Genomic DNA, 16,622 nt, shown 5'->3' with positions numbered 1-16,622 from the left:
TAAGATTTGTTAACCTATCAGAACTGTGCGATCACATACGCCTGCAGAGTGTCACCCTGATCGGGTGTGAACTCCAGCCCCAGCTTGGTACGACGCCACAAAATATCCGCCGCGTCATGGACCCATTCGTGCTTAATTAAGTAGTCGACTTCCGCTTGATACAACTGATGACCAAAGTCTTGGCCAAGGCCGTCTTTGTCGTTGATATTTTCCAGCATCAAGTGGGTCAAGGTGCCATAACTGTTGGCAAAACGACGGGCAAGCGCTGCCCCCAGAAAAGGGTATTGTTTCTGCAAGGCCAAACCAAAAGCGTCCAGAGACATGCCCAGGTCGCCACCGGGTAAGGGCTTGCTGTGCGTCCATTGTGTGTTCACGCCGTCGCCTATTTGTTGCTCAAAATAGGGGGCGATTTTCTTCATCGCTGACAAGGCCAATTTACGATAAGTGGTGATTTTGCCACCAAAAATACTCAATAAAGGCGCCTGACCTTGCTGATCTTCAAGGTGTAAGGTGTAATCTCGTGTCACCGCAGACGGATCAGAGGATTCATCTTCTAGCAAAGGGCGAACCCCTGAATAACTCCACACCACGTCTGCTGGGGACAAGGTTTTCTTAAAGTGATCGTTGGTGACGTTAAGAATGTATTGGGTTTCATCACTGTCAATTTCAACCGTGTTAGGGTCTCCCTTGTACTCTACATCCGTGGTGCCCAGTAAGGTGTAATCGTCACGGTAAGGAATGGCGAACACAATACGCTTATCGGTGTTTTGCATAATAAACGCGTTATTGTGCTCATAGAGCTTCGGCACCACAATGTGACTGCCCTTAATCATACGAATGCCGTAGGGCGCTTTTCGCTCTAACTTGGTTTCAATAAAAGACGACACCCAAGGGCCGGCCGCGTTAATTAATGCTTTGGCCGTCACTTCTTGGGTTTCCTGAGTCAGTTGATCTTCTAGCACCAAGTGCCATTGGTTGTCTTGGCGTTTGGCAGAGACACAACGCGTGCGGGCAAAAATGGCTGCGCCGTGATGCTGCGCACTCATGGCGTTGATGACAACCAAGCGTGCATCGTCTACCCAGCAATCAGAATATTCAAAACCCTGTTTGATGTCGCTTTTTAGTGGGCTGTCCGCACCGTATTTCACCCCTTTAGAGCCGGGGAGCGTTTCACGTTTGCCCAGTGTGTCATACAAAAACAGCCCAAGACGAATCAACCAAGCAGGGCGTAAATGAGGACGATGGGGCATCTGAAAGCGCATCGGTGTCACTAAATGCGGCGCCACTTTCAATAACACTTCTCGTTCGTTTAGCGCTTCTTTCACCAAGCGGAATTCATAATGCTCAAGGTAGCGCAAGCCACCATGAATCAGTTTGCTGCTGGACGAAGAGGTCGCGTGGGCTAAGTCGCCCATTTCACACAGCCCCACGTGCAAACCTCGACCTGCCGCGTCGGCAGCGATACCGGTACCATTGATGCCGCCACCAACGACAAATACGTCAAAATGGGATGAATTCATGTGGAGCCTCGCGTGTTCAAAAAGGTTTATTTTGTTCGAAAGTGAACATTTATGTTCGATAGTAAAGGTGTTGATCCTCTATGACAACACCCTTTTGTGACCTTATGATGAATATTTAGTAAGAGTGGGGTGAGAATAACGGTAAAGAAAAAAGCCGTTTTAAAAGAAAAGCAGAAAAAAGAAAGTAAAAAGGGTTGTTTTAAGAGGAAAGCAAAAAGGCAGGCTGTCACCTTAAAGCATTAAGATGACAGTTCAAGACGAACCTTATGTTCCTTCATCAAAGCCGCAATGGCTTTGGGTGGCGGGGCATCGGTGAACAAGCGATCTACCTGAGTGATATTACCCAAACGCACGACGGCGTTACGGCCAAATTTTTCACTGTCGGCGGCTAAGAAAACACTGCGTGAATTATTGATAATGCTTTGGGCGACTCGCACTTCTTGATAATCGTAATCTAGCAATGAACCATCAGTCGGGTCGATGCCGCTGATGCCGATAATACCAAAGTCCACCCGAAACTGATTGATGAAATCAATGGTGGCTTCCCCCATCACACCGCCGTCCCTTGAGCGCACTGTGCCACCGGCAATGATCACGGTAAAGTCTTCTTTTGCGCTTAAAATCGCCGCCACATTAAGGTTATTGGTGATGACTTGCAGACCTTGATGATGCAGTAGGGCACGGGCCACCGTTTCTGTGGTGGTGCCGATATTAATAAATAAAGACGCATTGTTTGGAATTTCCGCCGCGATGCGCTTGGCAATCTGTTCTTTGGCAGAAAGCTGTAAAATTTGTCGAGTGGCGTAGGACACATTGGTGGTACTGGAGTCACAACTGGCGCCGCCATGATGACGACGTATCTGTCCAGATTTTGCCAAATCATTGATATCGCGACGAATGGTCTGTGGCGTCACCGCAAACTTGCTGGCCAGCTCGTCAATGGTGACGTAGCCGGTTTCTTTTACAATCGTGACAATCTTGTCCTGTCGAGAGCGTTGCCCCATGGCGTTTTTTTCTCCTTAAGAGGGTTACTGCTTGCTAAACACGGGTGTATTGGTTTTTAATAGAAAATATTCGTATTTGAATATTAATGTTCAAAAAACAAAAATAACACTGTACTGAGTCGCTTACGATTAAGCGGCCGTTATATCAAAGAGAACCCGCTATGACCCATTATATTCTTGCTATCGATCAAGGTACCACCAGTTCCCGTGCCATTTTATTTGATGAAAAAGGCACCCGAGTCGGTCAGGCTCAGCAAGAGTTTCCACAAATCTTTCCTGATGATGGTTGGGTGGAACACAATCCAGAAGACATCTGGACATCCACCTTGTCAGTTTGCCAAGCCGTGCTTAAGGATACAGGCATCGCCGCCCAAGCGATAGCAAGCATCGGCATTACCAATCAACGTGAAACGACTATCCTATGGGACACCGACACGGGTGAGCCGGTGTACAACGCCATTGTTTGGCAAGACCGACGCACGACGACGTTTTGTCAGCAATTGAGCGATCAGGGTTTGAGTGAAAAGGTGCAAGAAAAAACCGGGTTGCTGATCGACCCTTATTTTTCAGCCACCAAAATACGTTGGATACTCGACAACGTAGAGGGTGCGCGTGATAAAGCGCAAGCAGGCAAACTGGCTTTCGGAACGGTAGACAGTTTTTTGTTGTGGCGCTTGACCGGCGGTACTTCCCATAAAACCGACGCCACCAATGCGGCGCGAACCATGGCTTTCAATATACATACACAAGCGTGGGATCAAGAGTTGATCACGCTGTTGGGCATCGGCGATGTGGTGTTTCCCGAAGTGATGGATTGCAGTGCTGACTTTGGTGTCATCGACGCTCACTGGTTGGGCGCGGCGATTCCTGTCAATGGCATTGCAGGGGATCAACAGGCGGCGCTGATCGGCCAGGCGTGTTTTACACCAGGCATGGTAAAAAGCACCTATGGCACTGGCTGCTTTATGATTTTGAATACCGGCGAGACACCGATTCGTTCTGAACACAAGCTGTTAACCACAGTGGGTTATCGTTTGAATGGCAAGGTGACCTATGCCCTAGAAGGCAGTATTTTTGTCGCGGGGGCAGCGATTCAATGGTTGCGTGATGGCTTGAAACTCTTCTCTGATGCCAAAGAAACCCAAAGTCTTGCCAAGCAAGCCCTGAATGATGATTCCGTGTATTTGGTGCCGGCCTTCACCGGTTTGGGGGCGCCCTATTGGGACCCGGACGCCCGTGGCGCCATGATAGGGCTAACCCGAGACACCAGTGTATCCGACATTGTCAGTGCGGGCTTGCGCTCGGTGTGTTATCAAACTCGCGACCTGGTCGGAGCCATGGCACAAGACGGTGCTACCTTCAGTGCGTTGCGTGTTGATGGCGGTATGGTGATTAACGATGTGATGGTGCAATTTCTGAGTGATTTGCTGGAAATCACCGTAGAGCGACCTTGTGTGACCGAAACCACCGCCTTGGGTGCGGCTTTCTTGGCGGGCTTACACACAGGGATTTATCACTCTCTAGACGACATCAGTACTTTATGGGTGGCGGACCAGCGGTTTGAGCCGACCATGGAAAAGGGCACGGGCGATAAGCTTTACCAGGGGTGGCAAAAAGCAGTGGATCGCGTCCGTACCCGAGACTAGGGCGCTATTAAGCGGCTTTTATTCTGCGTTAGCTGTATTCTGCGTTAGCTGTGTTTTGCGTTAGCTTTATTCCGCGTCAGCAATGGCTTTGATATCGTATTCTTCGTCCAGAATACGACCAATCACATTGTCGCCTGCCAAATGGTGGGCGTATTGCATGTGCAGACAGCGTACCTTGTCCCAATTGGCGATGCCGCCTATCCCCAGCTTATCAAACAAAGGCTTGAAGCCCTTTTCTTCAATGATGGCCTTGTGTTCGTCGCTCATCACCGCCCAACGGCGTGCAATGTAATCGCGGTGAGAGGCATGATGAGCTTCGCGCAAACTTTCGTCGTCCAAAATACGCTGTTCCAACTCTTTCACCACACCGTGGCTTTCTATTTTCGCCAACGCCTTGTCGATGGCCTTACTGGACAACCAATACAAAGTAGGAAAAGGTTGATCAAAGACCCAAGTTTCCATTTCTAATACTTGTGGTGTGCCGTTTGGCGAATAATGGGCGATGGCATTGATGCCGCTTGGTGTGCGGCCAAGTTGTGCGGTAATGATCTCGATATCACGCTGGGAAAGAGGTGTGGTCATAGTCTTTAGGGTCTAATAGTTGATGGATAAGGTAAAAAACGGGGAATTACAGGGAGAATGCAGGGAAACTGGCGGCGAACTTTTGAATCCATTCAGCGGCGGCTTCATTGTAATTGAGTCGTCGGCCGTCGATTTTGGCTTGGCGTCGATAATGCTCGATTTGCGACAACTGCTCGATCATACGAACGCAATAACACTCTTCTTTGGTGGGGAATTCAATCGCCACTTGATAACCGTCGGCCGCTTTACAACAGGACACAACACGACCAGAAACACAAAAGTTAGGGTCTATTTCTTCCAGTGTAATTCTGACCGAGCGCCCGTGATCAAAAGGACGAAGGGTGACATAGGTAATACCGACAAACCCAGCTCTTTCTGCGCAGATAGGCGGGAAAGGCTGATCTTCAATTAGCGTAATATCTAATGGAAGGTCTCTCGGATGTGCAACAAATTCCATCGCAACAAGCCAGCTACTAAAGTTGATATTAATGTTATCGGCCAAACAGGCAGAGTGTTTAAAAAAGAAAGCGAATTGTACGCTTTTTGCCCTGCCTGTACAGATGAATTTTAAGATGCGAGAAAGCAAAATCATAACTTAAACTTATATGAAATGTGCTTTGTTTTTCGATGTTGTCTTAAAGCGCGTCTTGCATTTGCTGGTGGCTCAATCGCCCTAGCTCTTTTAAAGCCGTATCGATGGCATTGTCCCAATTTAAGGCATAATTTAAGCGAAAGTGATGGTGATACTGCGAGGTAAAACTGAACACTAAGCCGGGTAATAAGCCAATGCCGATCTCCAACGCTTGCGCATGCAACTTCATAGCGTTGACTTTTTTCGGCAAGGTAACCCACAACAAAAAGCCTCCCTTTGGGTAAGACATTTGCGTGCCGTCAGGAAAGTGTTGGGTGATCAGTTGTTGGCAGCGCGCCAGATTGTTCTGATAAGCCTGACGGGTTTTGCGTAAATGTCGGTCATAGGCACCGTTTTCTAAGAAGTTCGCAATGGCGGTTTGCGTTAAAGTTGGAATCGCCAAGGATTGAGCATGGGCTTGACGCTCAATAATCGCCTGATAAGCGCCGCCAACCAGCCAGCCAATACGAAACCCTGGGGCGATACTTTTTGAAAAAGAGCTGCAATAAATCACTGTATTGGCCTGATCGTCGGCTTTAAGCGCGCGGTCGCGTTTGTCTTGATAGCTGAGCTCCCCGTAAATGTCGTCTTCGATTAACACAAAATCGTGCTCAACGGACAATGCAATCAAGCGCAATCGGGCAGCATGATTCAAAGAGCTGCCGGTCGGGTTGTGATTGTTTGGCGTCACCACACAGGCTTTGATGTTCCAGTCGGCAGTGGCTTGTTGGAGCACCTCGGTGTCAATACCTGTGGCGGTGTCGCAGGGAATCTCAATGGCTTTCAGTTGTAAGGTTTCAATGGCTTGCAGCACGCCATAATACGTAGGGCTTTCAATGGCAATGGTATCACCGGGTTGAGTGACGGCTTGCAACGACAGCATCAGGGCGTTCTGGCAGCCTAATGTGATGGTAATGTCGTCGGGTTGCAACTGACAGCCATTATCGAGCATACGAATGGCAATTTGACGGCGTAACGCCAAGGAACCTGGCGTGAATTCATAAGACACACAGACTTCCGGTTCGAGGCGCATCAAGCGACCCACCGAGCGTTGCAACTGTCGCACAGGCAAAAACTGGCTCTTGGGGACCGCACTGCCAAATTGCACCATGGTGTCGTCTCGCACCACATGCAAAAGACGTTGCAGTAGGGTGTGTACCGATTCTTCGGTTTTCGTTGGCTCGATTTTTTTAGCGGGCGACGCGGGTCGTTGTGTTTCCTGAACAAAGTAACCTTTTTGAGGACGGGCTTTAATTACGCCACGGTCTTCTAGCAGGCTATAGGCTTGTAACACGGTGGCGACACTGACGGCCATTTGCTTGCTCGACTTGCGCACAGAGGGGATTTTTGCACCGGGTAAGAAAATACCTTCTGCAACCTGTTGTTCAATTTGGTTGGCAATTTTTTCGTAAAGAGGGCAATCCATAAGGCACAGGTCGAGTTAAGCAAGAGGCGAGTAATTTACCAGATTGACCGGATGAAAGAAATCCAGGCGATTCGGGTAAGTTGTCCGAGTCAACGATCTGAGCAAACGGTCTAAAAGCCGGTCCAGAGAAAAAACACCCTGGACAGTATGAGAAAAAATAAGGTTGCGTTAATATGGCGTCAACTTAAAAACGGGAGAAGCAATTTATGGCGATTCATGTTGGTGATATGTTGCCTCATGGTACGTTTCAAATTATGGGTGAAGAAGGCCCAGAAACAATTGATGTGACCGAGTTTTTTTCAGACAAAACCGTCTTAATGTTTGCCGTGCCTGGGGCCTTTACCCCAACCTGCAGTGCCAGCCACTTGCCAGGTTATGTGGTGCATTACGACGCATTAAAAGCCAAAGGCCTCGACGACATTGTGTGCCTAGCGGTGAATGATATTTTCGTCGTCAATGCTTGGGGACTGGCCAACAACGCAGAACACCTTACCATGGCGTCTGATGGTTTGGCGGAATTTACCTGTTCTATGGGCTTAGAGTTAGACATTTCAGCCGCGAAAATGGGCATCCGCAGTCGTCGTTACGCCATGTTAGTGAATAACGGCATAGTGCAAGAGTTATGGCTTGATGAGCCAGGCGAATACAAGGTCAGCTCAGCGGAATACGTGTTGAGCCAGTTGTAAAATCGATTGTTGGTATTTAAAACGACGCCCAGTGCGTCGTTTTTTATGGCAGTTTTTTTATAGCAGAGCTTTTTTATGGTAAAGCTTTTTTAGGGCAGAGCTTTCATGCGCGCAAACATCTGCCCAAATGGATTGATGTTTTGTTGCACATAATCAATAAAAGACCGCATGGCCGGTGTGGGGTGATGGCCTTGTGGATGAATCAGACACCAAGAGCGGCGTAAGGGAAAGTCTTTGATGGGGACTTCAACCAAGGTGCCCAATGCCAGTTCAGATAAAATCCCCAGCCTTGGCAAAACGGCAACGCCGAGGCCGGCAATCACCGCGTGTTTTATGGCATCGTTAGAGCCAATTTCCATACTGGCTTGTAGGCGAATACGTTGTTTCTGGCAATGCAATTCCAGTGCAAGGCGATTACCGGAGCCGCTTTCCCGCAGCAAGATACCCTGTTCTAAAAAGTGGTGTAATGTCACGGGCGATGCCGTCAAAATAGGATGACCTTGTGGGGCAACGGGAATCAGTTCATTGTCCAAAAAAGGTAGGCTAAACACAGGTTTGTCATTGGGCACCATGCCCATAATGACCAGCTCATCATGATGATCGCTCAAGCGTGCAATGGCAGCGGCACGATTCATCACCTTCACATTGATCGTCACGTTCGGGTGCAAATTGGTATAGGCACGCAATAAATACGGCACTATGTATTGGGCTGTGCTGACCGCCACCAAGGTCAACTGACCTGCGATCAGGCCTTGCTGTGTCGAGATATCCTGCTGAAAACGTTGAATTTCATCGAACATGCCGGCCACGCATTGCGCCAAGCGCTCCGCCGTTGGTGTGCTGTAAAGTTGGCGACCAAGGTATTCAAACAGTGGTTGTTCAAGGGCGTTTTCCAGTTGTCGAATTTGATTGCTTACCGCGGGCTGGCTTAGGCCCAACATATCTCCAGCGCGGCTGTAACTGCGTAACTCATACACGCTGTTAAACACCTGTAACTGTCGAAACGTCAGACGACTGACCAAACTTTGTATACTCTGTGGCATGGGGGAGTCCTGTCTTTGGGGTTGTCCATCACGAATAGCTTATAGATAACCCATGAAATATCAATTTTTCCTTTTCGCTGAGCTTAAGTAGTCTAAAAGCTCAACAAAAAGGAGAGTCTCATGTTAAAAAAAGTGTTGATTGCCAACCGAGGGGAGATTGCGGTTCGTATCATTCGCGCTTGCTCAGAGGCTGGGATTCGCTCTGTGGCCATATTCACTGAGCCGGATCGCTATGCTTTGCATGTTAAACGCGCCGACGAAGCCTATTCATTGGGTGACGATCCCTTATCCGGTTACCTAGACCCACTGCGCTTGGTGAACCTTGCTATCGAAACCGGCTGTGACGCTATTCATCCCGGTTACGGTTTTTTATCTGAGAACGCCCATTTCGCCGAGTTGTGCGAACAAAAAGGTGTGGCTTTCATTGGCCCTCATTCCTCTGTGATTCATAAAATGGGCGACAAAACCCAAGCCCGTGACAGTATGCGCGCCGCAGGTATTCCCATCACTCCAGGTTCCGAAGGCAACCTTGATAGCCTAGAAGACGCCTTGACCCTAGCGGGGCGCATTGGTTATCCGGTGATGATCAAAGCCACGTCGGGTGGCGGCGGTCGCGGGATTCGTCGTTGCGACACCCCAGAAGAACTGACGGCGCAGTACCCTCGGGTGATTTCAGAAGCGACCAAGGCGTTTGGTTCGGCGGAAGTCTTCTTGGAAAAATGCATTCTTGACCCTTGCCATATTGAGGTTCAAGTACTGGCTGATGCTCAAGGTAATGCCATTCATTTGTACGAGCGTGATTGCTCGATCCAGCGTCGTAACCAAAAACTGATTGAAATTGCCCCCAGTCCACAGCTTACCCCTGAGCAACGTCAATACATTTGCGAATTGGCGGTGCGTGCGGCGCAGGCAGTAGGTTATCAAAACGCCGGTACGGTGGAGTTTTTGTTGTCTGGCAACGAAGTCTACTTTATGGAAATGAACACCCGAGTGCAGGTGGAACACACCATCACGGAGCAAATTACCGGAGTCGATATCGTGCGGGAGCAATTGCGCATTGCGGCAGGCTTGCCTCTGAGTTTTCGCCAAGAAGACATCCAATATCGCGGCTACGCCATGCAGTTTCGTATCAATGCAGAAGATCCGAAAAACGACTTTTTGCCGAGTTTTGGTCGCATTACCCATTACTATGCACCGGGCGGCCCGGGGGTTCGGGTTGATACGGCCATCTATACCGGCTACGAGATTCCACCCTACTTTGATTCCATGTGTTTGAAACTGGTGGTGTGGGCTTTGACGTGGGACGAGATGATCGCTCGCGGTCGTCGTGCCATTGACGATATGCGCTTGCACGGCATCAAAACCACCGCCAATTACTATCAACAAATTCTCAAGCACCCAGACTTTGTGAAGGGCGAATTCAACACCAGTTTTGTGCCCATGCACCCAGAATTGCTTAACTATTCCATCAAACGTAACCCAAGTGACATCGCCTTGGTATTGGCCGCCGCCATTGCCGCCCACGTTGGTCGATAATCCGCAGGAGAAAAGAAAAATGAATCAGCTGAAACAAAAAGTAGAAATCACCGACGTGACCTTGCGTGATGCCCATCAATCCTTAATTGCCACCCGCATGCGCACCGAAGACATGTTGCCGATTTGTGAAAAACTTGATCAAGTGGGCTTTTGGTCATTGGAAGTGTGGGGCGGCGCGACCTTCGATGCCTGCGTACGTTTCCTAAAAGAAGACCCTTGGGAGCGTTTGCGTCAGCTGCGTGCGGCGTTACCGAATACCCGCCTGCAGATGTTGTTGCGTGGACAAAACCTACTGGGTTACCGCCATTATGCCGACGATGTGGTCGAGGCCTTTGTGCAAAAAGCCGCTGACAATGGCATTGATGTGTTCCGTGTGTTCGATGCGTTAAACGATCTACGCAACATTGAAACGGCGATGAAAGCGGTGAAAAAAGCCGGTAAACACGCCCAAGGTACTCTGTGTTACACCACCAGTCCCGTGCACACGCCGGCTTTGTTTGTTGAACAAGCCAAGGCAATGCAGGCCATGGGCGCGGATTCCATTGCGATAAAAGACATGGCGGGGTTGTTGACGCCTTATGCAACCTACGATCTCGTCAAAGCCATTAAAGACGCGGTGGACTTGCCATTAGTGGTGCACAGTCACTCCACGTCTGGCTTGGCGCCCCTGTGTCAGCTTAAAGCCATTGAAGCCGGCGCAGATCGTATTGATACGGCGATTTCTTCCTTCGCCAGCGGCACCAGCCATCCAGCGACAGAATCCCAAGTGGCGGCTTTAAAAGGCACAGATTACGACACTGGATTGGATTTGACTCTGTTGTCAGAAATCGCCGATTACTTTCATGAGGTGCGTAAAAAATACCACCAGTTTGAAAGTGAATTTACCCGGGAAGATGTGTCGGTACAGATCAATCAGGTGCCCGGCGGCATGATGTCTAATCTTGCCAATCAGCTAAAAGAACAAAACGCCTTAGACAAGATTCGTGAGGTGTTTGCGGAAATTCCTCGTGTTCGTGCTGACTTGGGTTTTCCGCCGCTGGTCACGCCGACATCGCAAATCGTTGGCACGCAAGCGGTGTACAACGTCTTGGCGGGGCAGCGCTACAAAACCATCACCAATGAAGTGAAGCGTTATTTATTAGGCGGATACGGTCAGCCGCCCGCGGAAGTCAACGAGGTGTTGCAGAAAAAAGCCGTTGGCAACGAAATGGTGTATGAAGGACGTCCAGCCGACGCCATCGCCCCTGAACTGTACCGTTTGCGTGATGAAATTGGTGACTTGGCGCAATCGGAAGAAGATGTGCTGACCTTTGCTATGTTCCCCGATCTAGGGCGTGAGTTTTTGCAACAAAGAGCCGATGGCACCTTAGTTCCAGAAGCTTTATTGCCTATTGAAAGCGCTCAAAGTACGGCAACAGCGGGCTTGGCCACTGAGTTCAGCATTGATGTCCACGGGGAAGTCTATAATGTGGAAATCACGGGCATGGGCGACTTTGGTGTGGGCAAACGCAAGTTGTACTTGTCTTTGGATGGTATGCCGGAAGAGGTGGTGTTTGAATCCTTAAACGAATACGTTGCCCAAGGGGAAAATGGCCGTGGTCGTGCCACCGAGCCAGGCCATGTCAGTGCCGCCATGCCGGGTAATATTATTGAGGTGCTGGTCAAAGAGGGTGACACCGTGAAAGCAGGTCAAGCGGTCTTGGTCACGGAAGCCATGAAGATGGAAACCGAGGTTCACGCCAACGTCGCCGGTACGGTAAAAGGCGTTTATGTGAGCAAGGGCGATCGAGTTACACCGGGCGAAACCCTGATTGAAATTGTCTAGGCACTAACCTTCGTCAGGTTGCCATAAAGGCCGAATAGAAATCACAATCTCTCTTTGCCACAGGTGAAGGGAGATTTTTTTTGGCGTACAATTTGACGCCTTATCCGCTGATGTCTTTAGGAGTAATCACAGTGTCGATTATTATGGTATTGAATGGCCCCAACTTAAATTTACTGGGCACCCGTGAGCCAGCGACCTACGGCCATGAAACCTTGGCCGACGTGGAAGCCATGTGCCAAGCGACAGCTGAGTCGCTGGGTCATCAGGTAGAGTGTTACCAGTCTAACCATGAAGGCGTGCTGGTGGATTGGATTCACGAGGCGGGCCGACGGATTAAAACCGGCGAAGTGTTAGGTGTGGTCTTCAACCCAGGTGCCTATACCCACACTTCCATTGCTTTACACGACGCCATTATCGGTGCGGAAGTGCCGGTGATTGAGGTACACATCAGCAACGTTCATGCTCGTGAAGCCTTTCGTCACCACTCTTACATCTCCCCTGTCGCCGCCGGCACCATCGTTGGCATGGGCGTACAGGGCTATCTGCTCGGCATCCAGGGGCTGGTCGCCAAATTGGGTAAATAACCACTTTGGTGGCGTAAACGCACAACCTACAAACCACGGCACATTACGCTTGGGCTTATGGTGCCCTACGGTTTTTCATGAATCCATCAAATTGTAGGCCGGATGAGACGAGGTACGAGGCGTTATCCGGCGTTTGGTTAGTTTTGATTGGCAGGCTTTATCTGATTTTTTCTTTTTTAAGAGGGTTGTCTTCAAGCTTTTTGGCTAGCCACTCAAACTCTTGATACATAGTGGGGTGTTTATTAATTTTACGCAGCTCATAGATGAAAGGTTGAAACTCTTCCCAGTCACGCAAGACTGTACCACACCGCATTCTTTTGAAGAGGTTAAAATCAAACGCTTTTTCCCGTATACCAGTCGCAATGAATTCATAGTTATTAAGAACAAAAAGAATCGCTGTTCGCTCTTCTGAGCCGATATGGGTTTTATCTGAATACTTGGTAATACTAATATTTTCATCACGCAGTAGCGGGTTTACGACTAAGTTTGCTGCTTTTAAGTCAGAGTCATTTTTTTGATGCAACACTAAATCAACCGTAGCACGTCTACAGTTGATAGTTGTATTTCTTCGAACTGAATACAGTGCCGCAATGGTGGTGACTGCCAGTATCAAAGTATCGACATTGATTTGGCTTAGGTAGGTTTGTAGTAACGTAAATTCCATTTAACGTCTCTTATAGGGAAGTGTTATCTGTCTTCCCATTCATCTCTAATAGACATAATAATTCTCCTTTCTTGGTTCACGTTGCTCGCGTCGGTGCTTAGGTTTTTGCTATTAACAGCGAGGCAATTTTTGATCAACCGTTCGAGACTTCTAAATCTTGAAACCAAATATTATTGTATAAAACGTAAACTATCAATTGTTATTGGATGAAGACATGCTCAGATAATGGGTTTTTAGCTTTTTTCCTAGAGCGTTTTTATGGCTTGAAAGTCGTGCTGTGCTGATTGATTTTTTGGATTCCGTACAGTTGTAGTGATTAAAAAAACATCCACCATGGTACCTCATGCAATTCCCACGGCACATTACGCTTGGGCTTATGATGCCCTACGGTTTTTCATGAATCTATCAAACCGTAGGCCGGATGAGACGAGGTACGAGGTGTTATCCGGCGTTTAACGACATGAAATATCCACCATTGTACCTAATCTGATTCCCACGGCACATTTTAACGGCACATTACGCTTGGGCTTATGATGCCCTACGGGGGTTCATGCAATTCTGATGGTGCATTTCCACGGCACATTACGCTTGGGCTTATGGTGCCCTACGGGGTTTCATGCAACTTTGATGGTACATTTTAACGGCACATTACGCTTTGGCTTATGATGCCCTACGGTTTTTCATGAATCTATCAAACCGTAGGCCGGATGAGACGAGGTACGAGGCGTTATCCGGCGTTGTGAAATCTGTATGTTCCTAAGATATGACACCATTCCAATGATAATCAAATAACCCCTTTTTAACATCACGGTGGAAGCTGGAATATGGCCATTCGTGTGTTGATGTAACGAGACCATGTTTCACTGGGTTTAAATAACAATAATTGATGTGAGCCGTTAAATCCTGTTCAGTTCGAATTTCATGTTCCCAAAATCGGCTTTGCCAAACGCTGTGTTGATATTGGGTGGTGGCTTTGAGCCTTTTGGTGAAGAATATTTTGATAAGTTGCCAGCGCGTTGAGAAGTCGTTATCCCCGTCGGGTAATTTCCAAACGGCATGAATATGATCTGGTAAAACCACCCAAGCAATGATGGTAAACGGCCTGCGTGATTTAACGTGGCGAACGCTCTCACGTAGTAGGTTTATGTGATCAATTAATACCGATGACTGTCGATCTTTGAGGGTGACGGTGAAGAAAAATGTACCGCCTTTTTGTTTGCTTCTAATAAAATTGGACATCCATATCCGCCTTTGTTGGTTATATTTTATCGAAAATTCTTGTGATTCCGATTAAATGGGGTGTTTTCAAATTCCCACGGCACATTACGCTTGGGCTTATGGTGCCCTACGGGGGGTCATGTAATTCTGATGGTACATTTTAACGGCACATTACGCTTGGGCTTATGGTGCCCTACGGGGCTTCATGCAACTTTGATGGTACATTTTAACGGCACATTACGCTTTGGCTTATGATGCCCTACGGGAGCATGCGATTCCCACGGTACATTTTCACGGCACATTACGCTTTGGCTTATGGTGCCCTACGGGGGCATGCAATTTCCACGGCACATTACGCTTTGGCTTATGGCGACCTACGGTTTGTCATGAATCCATTAAATTGTAGGCCGGATGAGACGAGGTACGAGGCGTTATCCGGCGTTTGGTGGGGAGAGGGTTAACCAAACCAATGTCGGGTGCGGTTGGCGAACCAGACGAGGGAGAGCATAACGGGGACTTCCACTAATACACCGACGACGGTGGCGAGTGCTGCACCAGAATGCAGTCCAAACAAAGAGATGGCGACGGCGACAGCCAGTTCAAAGAAGTTCGATGTGGCGATCATGCTCGCAGGTGCCGCTTCCTTGTGGGGCAGCTTGAATTTCTTCGCGAGAAAATATGCCACGGCAAAGATCCCGTAGGTCTGAATCAGTAAGGGAATCGCAATCAACACAATGGCTTGCGGTTTGGCCAAAATGGTCTCTGCTTGAAAACCAAACAAGAGCACAACCGTGGCCAGTAATCCGATAATCGACCAAGGTTTCATGGTCGCTAAAAAATTGTCGAGTTTGCTGTGGTCATTCCGACGGTCTAAGGCTTTGCGGGTGAACACACCGGCCAGTAAGGGCACCAATACATACAAAACCACGGAAATCAGCAGCGTATCCCAAGGCACATGAATGTCGGTTGCGCCCAGCAATAAGCCAGCGATGGGCGCGAAGGCGAAAATCATAATCACGTCGTTAATGGACACCTGTACCAAGGTGTAATTGGCGTCGCCCTTGGTCAACTGACTCCACACAAACACCATGGCGGTACAAGGTGCCACGCCGAGCAGAATCATCCCCGCGATGTACTCTCGGGCGCTTTGCGGGTCGACCCAAGGGGCAAACAGCACCTTGAAAAATACCCAGCCCAACAACGCCATGGTGAAAGGCTTGATCAGCCAGTTGATTACCAAGGTGAGTATCAGGCCTTTAGGATTTTTGCCAACGTCTTTAATGGAGGAAAAATCAATCTGCGTCATCATTGGGTAAATCATTAGCCAAATCAGCAGAGCAATCACTAGATTGACATGGGCATATTCCAACCCAGCCACCACAGAGAAGATAACGGGTGCCACACTGCCTGCGACTATGCCAATCACAATGGCCAACCCCACCCAAACGGTAAGATAACGTTCAAATAATCCCATGATGTCTCCCTTGTATTGAGTGGGTGTGTGATCTGTTGTGTGTTTTAAATAGAACGCTGATTAACGCGTTGGCTAAGTTGTTCCGCGCTTTCCACGCGTTCGGAGTAACGGTCAACCAGGTAGTCTTTGTTGTCGCGGGTCAGCAAGGTGAATTTCATTAATTCTTCCAAGACATCGACGATGCGGTTGTAGTAAGGCGAGGGTTTCATGCGACCGTCTTCTTCAAATTCTAAGAAAGCCTTGGCCACAGAAGACTGATTGGGAATGGTCAACATGCGCATCCAGCGGCCTAAAATACGCATCTGATTGACGGCATTAAACGACTGAGAACCGCCGCTGACCTGCATCACCGCTAAGGTTTTGCCTTGTGTTGGACGCACACTACCAATGCTCAATGGCACCCAGTCGATTTGGCTTTTTAAAATACTGGTCATAGCGCCATGACGTTCTGGCGAGCACCATACCTGACCTTCAGACCACATCATTAACTCGCGTAATTCTTCGACTTTAGGGTGACGGCCGTCGTCTGTGTCGGGTTGTGGTAAGCCTTCAGGGTTGAAAATCTTTACCTCAGCGCCCCAACTTTGCAGTATGCGAGCCGATTCTTCGACAACGAGACGGCTGTAAGAGCGTTCTCGCAATGATCCGTATAAGAGTAAAAAGCGCGGTTTGTGCGTGCTGGGTGACTGTGTAAATGCCTCAAAAGATGGGGTCGCAAAAGAGGTCGGGTCAATATTAGGTAAATCCATAGGGCGTTCTTCTGTTGTGGTGGTTGGGGTGGCG

The 16,622-nt window shown here is 48.7% G+C and carries 15 protein-coding genes; 5 read left to right on the top strand and 10 right to left on the bottom strand.

Translation table 11 applies throughout. The annotated features are described in order from the left end of the window. Positions 1 to 17: 17 nt before the first annotated feature. Together glpD and LG368_RS06490 are read right to left on the bottom strand one after the other, a co-directional pair. The gene (gene glpD, locus LG368_RS06495; protein WP_226753921.1) at positions 18 to 1,520 is read right to left on the bottom strand and encodes a glycerol-3-phosphate dehydrogenase; all 1,503 of its coding nucleotides are present in this window, start codon (positions 1,518 to 1,520) and stop codon (positions 18 to 20) included. A gap of 239 nt (positions 1,521 to 1,759) precedes the next feature. Continuing rightward, entirely contained in the window at positions 1,760 to 2,524 is a 765-nt protein-coding gene (locus tag LG368_RS06490) for a DeoR/GlpR family transcriptional regulator (protein ID WP_226753920.1), read from the bottom strand. 161 nt (positions 2,525 to 2,685) lie between these two features. Between LG368_RS06490 and glpK the strand changes: the two genes are divergently transcribed. Further along, on the top strand, positions 2,686 to 4,170 hold the full coding sequence (glpK, locus tag LG368_RS06485; protein WP_226753919.1) for a glycerol kinase GlpK: 1,485 nt from the start codon (positions 2,686 to 2,688) through the stop codon (positions 4,168 to 4,170). Positions 4,171 to 4,236: 66 nt separating this feature from the next. Here the strand turns inward: glpK and LG368_RS06480 are convergent, their stop codons facing one another. The 3 genes from LG368_RS06480 to LG368_RS06470 all read right to left on the bottom strand — a co-directional run bounded on the left by LG368_RS06480 (position 4,237) and on the right by LG368_RS06470 (position 6,809). After that, positions 4,237 to 4,752: a DUF501 domain-containing protein gene (locus LG368_RS06480; protein ID WP_226753918.1), complete on the bottom strand. Its 516-nt coding sequence runs from the start codon at positions 4,750 to 4,752 to the stop codon at positions 4,237 to 4,239. 46 nt (positions 4,753 to 4,798) lie between these two features. Next, a complete protein-coding gene (locus tag LG368_RS06475) occupies positions 4,799 to 5,209 on the bottom strand; it encodes an energy transducer TonB (protein ID WP_226753917.1) in 411 nt (136 codons plus the stop codon). Between the two features lie 178 nt (positions 5,210 to 5,387). Further along, positions 5,388 to 6,809, bottom strand: a complete 1,422-nt coding sequence (locus LG368_RS06470; protein WP_226753916.1) for an aminotransferase-like domain-containing protein — start codon at positions 6,807 to 6,809, stop codon at positions 5,388 to 5,390. A gap of 206 nt (positions 6,810 to 7,015) precedes the next feature. Here LG368_RS06470 and LG368_RS06465 point away from each other — a divergent pair, with 206 nt between their 5' ends. Then, positions 7,016 to 7,495 carry a peroxiredoxin gene (locus tag LG368_RS06465; RefSeq protein ID WP_226753915.1) on the top strand — a complete coding sequence of 160 codons (480 nt, stop codon included), beginning with the start codon at positions 7,016 to 7,018 and terminating at the stop codon, positions 7,493 to 7,495. Positions 7,496 to 7,584: 89 nt separating this feature from the next. Here LG368_RS06465 and LG368_RS06460 read toward each other — a convergent pair whose 3' ends face one another. Further along, a complete protein-coding gene (locus LG368_RS06460; RefSeq protein ID WP_226753914.1) occupies positions 7,585 to 8,538 on the bottom strand; it encodes a LysR family transcriptional regulator in 954 nt (317 codons plus the stop codon). Positions 8,539 to 8,658: 120 nt separating this feature from the next. On the opposite strand from LG368_RS06460, the gene LG368_RS06455 reads away from it, so the two are divergent. The 3 genes from LG368_RS06455 (at position 8,659) to aroQ (ending at position 12,483) form a co-directional block, all read left to right on the top strand. Further along, positions 8,659 to 10,074, top strand: coding sequence for an acetyl-CoA carboxylase biotin carboxylase subunit (locus tag LG368_RS06455; RefSeq protein ID WP_226753913.1), 1,416 nt, complete (start codon positions 8,659 to 8,661; stop codon positions 10,072 to 10,074). A 19-nt stretch (positions 10,075 to 10,093) separates the two neighbouring features. After that, on the top strand, positions 10,094 to 11,899 hold the full coding sequence (oadA, locus tag LG368_RS06450; RefSeq protein ID WP_226753912.1) for a sodium-extruding oxaloacetate decarboxylase subunit alpha: 1,806 nt from the start codon (positions 10,094 to 10,096) through the stop codon (positions 11,897 to 11,899). Between the two features lie 131 nt (positions 11,900 to 12,030). After that, a complete protein-coding gene (gene aroQ, locus LG368_RS06445) occupies positions 12,031 to 12,483 on the top strand; it encodes a type II 3-dehydroquinate dehydratase (RefSeq protein WP_226753956.1) in 453 nt (150 codons plus the stop codon). Positions 12,484 to 12,640: 157 nt separating this feature from the next. Here aroQ and LG368_RS06440 read toward each other — a convergent pair whose 3' ends face one another. From LG368_RS06440 to arsH, 4 genes are all read right to left on the bottom strand, one after another. Continuing rightward, positions 12,641 to 13,147 (bottom strand): DUF4760 domain-containing protein, encoded by a 507-nt coding sequence (locus LG368_RS06440; protein WP_226753911.1) that lies wholly within the window; start codon positions 13,145 to 13,147, stop codon positions 12,641 to 12,643. A 756-nt stretch (positions 13,148 to 13,903) separates the two neighbouring features. Beyond that, on the bottom strand, positions 13,904 to 14,386 hold the full coding sequence (locus LG368_RS06435; RefSeq protein ID WP_226753910.1) for an REP-associated tyrosine transposase: 483 nt from the start codon (positions 14,384 to 14,386) through the stop codon (positions 13,904 to 13,906). 436 nt (positions 14,387 to 14,822) lie between these two features. Continuing rightward, a complete protein-coding gene (arsB, locus tag LG368_RS06430) occupies positions 14,823 to 15,839 on the bottom strand; it encodes an ACR3 family arsenite efflux transporter (protein ID WP_226753909.1) in 1,017 nt (338 codons plus the stop codon). 44 nt (positions 15,840 to 15,883) lie between these two features. Further along, a complete protein-coding gene (gene arsH / locus LG368_RS06425) occupies positions 15,884 to 16,588 on the bottom strand; it encodes an arsenical resistance protein ArsH (RefSeq protein ID WP_226753955.1) in 705 nt (234 codons plus the stop codon). Positions 16,589 to 16,622: the final 34 nt, after the last annotated feature.

The sequence above is a fragment of the Marinomonas algarum genome, from assembly GCF_020532605.1.
Lineage (GTDB): Bacteria > Pseudomonadota > Gammaproteobacteria > Pseudomonadales > Marinomonadaceae > Marinomonas > Marinomonas algarum.
The sequence above is the reverse complement of the archived record's forward strand: the minus strand, read 5'-3'. Positions and strand labels throughout refer to the sequence as shown.

Bases quoted from the DNA above. Each gene is read 5' to 3' on its own strand.
- glpD (WP_226753921.1), bottom strand. From the start codon at position 1,520: ATGAATTCATCCCATTTTGACGTATTTGTCGTTGGTGGCGGCATCAAT.
- LG368_RS06490 (WP_226753920.1), bottom strand. From the start codon at position 2,524: ATGGGGCAACGCTCTCGACAGGACAAGATTGTCACGATTGTAAAAGAA.
- glpK (WP_226753919.1), top strand. From the start codon at position 2,686: ATGACCCATTATATTCTTGCTATCGATCAAGGTACCACCAGTTCCCGT.
- LG368_RS06480 (WP_226753918.1), bottom strand. From the start codon at position 4,752: ATGACCACACCTCTTTCCCAGCGTGATATCGAGATCATTACCGCACAA.
- LG368_RS06475 (WP_226753917.1), bottom strand. From the start codon at position 5,209: ATGGAATTTGTTGCACATCCGAGAGACCTTCCATTAGATATTACGCTA.
- LG368_RS06470 (WP_226753916.1), bottom strand. From the start codon at position 6,809: ATGGATTGCCCTCTTTACGAAAAAATTGCCAACCAAATTGAACAACAG.
- LG368_RS06465 (WP_226753915.1), top strand. From the start codon at position 7,016: ATGGCGATTCATGTTGGTGATATGTTGCCTCATGGTACGTTTCAAATT.
- LG368_RS06460 (WP_226753914.1), bottom strand. From the start codon at position 8,538: ATGCCACAGAGTATACAAAGTTTGGTCAGTCGTCTGACGTTTCGACAG.
- LG368_RS06455 (WP_226753913.1), top strand. From the start codon at position 8,659: ATGTTAAAAAAAGTGTTGATTGCCAACCGAGGGGAGATTGCGGTTCGT.
- oadA (WP_226753912.1), top strand. From the start codon at position 10,094: ATGAATCAGCTGAAACAAAAAGTAGAAATCACCGACGTGACCTTGCGT.
- LG368_RS06440 (WP_226753911.1), bottom strand. From the start codon at position 13,147: ATGGAATTTACGTTACTACAAACCTACCTAAGCCAAATCAATGTCGAT.
- LG368_RS06435 (WP_226753910.1), bottom strand. From the start codon at position 14,386: ATGTCCAATTTTATTAGAAGCAAACAAAAAGGCGGTACATTTTTCTTC.
- arsB (WP_226753909.1), bottom strand. From the start codon at position 15,839: ATGGGATTATTTGAACGTTATCTTACCGTTTGGGTGGGGTTGGCCATT.
- arsH (WP_226753955.1), bottom strand. From the start codon at position 16,588: ATGGATTTACCTAATATTGACCCGACCTCTTTTGCGACCCCATCTTTT.